This is a genomic window from Acinetobacter sp. 228, from assembly GCF_048147885.1.
In genome coordinates this window covers 1-1,554 of the sequence record NZ_JAYWYV010000196.1, presented here as the reverse complement: position 1 = coordinate 1,554, position 1,554 = coordinate 1, and the positions used below count along the sequence as shown (strand labels likewise).

Annotated in this window: 2 protein-coding genes; one reads left to right on the top strand and one right to left on the bottom strand. The window is 40.9% G+C overall.

All coding sequences use genetic code 11. The annotated features are described in order from the left end of the window. Nucleotides 1–1,118 (top strand): GspE/PulE family protein (locus VXQ92_RS17310; RefSeq protein ID WP_416682653.1); only part of this gene is annotated, 1,118 nt, incomplete at its 5' end. Nucleotides 1,119–1,172: 54 nt separating this feature from the next. On the opposite strand, the gene VXQ92_RS17305 is transcribed toward VXQ92_RS17310, so the two are convergent. Continuing rightward, nucleotides 1,173–1,554: organic hydroperoxide resistance protein (locus tag VXQ92_RS17305; protein ID WP_088757925.1), on the bottom strand; the 382-nt coding region annotated here is incomplete at its 5' end.

Sequence of the window (1,554 nt, the reverse complement as noted above, 5' to 3'; positions counted from 1 at the left end):
GTGTTGGAGCTTCAGATATCCATATTGAAGCTTTTGAAAAAAAGCTATCGGTTCGTTTACGGGTAGATGGACAATTGCGTGAGATTGTACAACCGCGCCGTGAACTAGCCCCGTTACTTGTTTCGCGTATTAAAGTTATGGCGAAACTCGATATTGCCGAAAAGCGTGTACCGCAAGATGGACGTATTTCTTTACGTCTTGCTGGTCGTGAAGTCGATGTCCGTGTTTCAACTTTGCCATCGTCACATGGTGAAAGGGTGGTCATGCGTTTACTCGATAAACAAGAGGGTCGCCTTAATATGACTCACCTAGGTTTAATGGCAAATGACTATGAGCGTTTAACTCAGCTAGTACATCGTCCGCACGGTATTATTTTGGTCACAGGGCCTACTGGTTCGGGAAAAACGACGACTTTATATGCTGCCTTATCTGATCTAAATGACAATACTCGTAACATCTTAACTGCCGAAGATCCAATTGAGTATCAGCTTGAAGGTATTGGCCAAACTCAAGTGAATACCAAAGTGGATATGACATTTGCTCGTGCTTTAAAGGCAATGTTACGTCAAGATCCAGATGTGGTGATGGTGGGGGAGATTCGTGATCTGGAAACTGCTGAAATTGCAGTTCAAGCATCTTTAACAGGTCATTTGGTTTTATCGACGCTACATACCAACACTGCTATTGGTGCAGTGACTCGACTTAAAGATATGGGGATTGAACCTTTCCTACTTTCAAGTTCTTTAATTGGGGTGGTTGCGCAGCGTTTGGTTCGTACTTTATGTCCACATTGTATGACATGGCGTGAAGCCGATACTTTTGAGAAGCAAGTTTTTCAGCATATTTCCCATGAACCAAGTTTAAAGTTACCAGAGGCTCAAGGGTGTGATCAGTGTTCTCATTTAGGGTTTAATGGCCGTACAGCAATTTATGAAATTGTACCTATTGATGAACCTATGCGCCGTCTCATTCATGGTAATGCAGCTGAATTTGAATTAGAAAACCATGCTCGTCAGTATTCTGGTTCTATTCGCGATGATGGTTTACGTAAGGTGCTCTCAGGTAAAACTACACTTGAAGAAGTGCTTCGTGTAACCAATGAAGCAAGTGAAGCATAATTTGTAAGATATAAAAAATGCCCGATATGATTCGGGCATTTTTTATATTAAAATTTATTCAGTCACAATATTAAACGTCACATCAATATTGTTACGAGTTGCATTTGAATATGGACAAACGATATGAGCTGCTGCAACTAACTTTTCAGCTTCTTCACGGTCCATACCGATTAAATAAACATTTAAAGTAACTTCAATACTAAAACCTGTTGGAATTGGACCAATACCGACTTCACCTTCAACATACGCATCTTTGCTAATATTGAATTTATCGCGGTTAGCAACAAATTTTAAGGCACCTAAAAAGCATGCTGAATAACCAGCTGCAAATAATTGTTCTGGGTTAGTTACAGCACCACCAGCGCCGCCCATTTCTTTAGGTACACCAAGTTGTACGTCTAATACACCGTCTGATGAAGTTGCACGACCATCACGG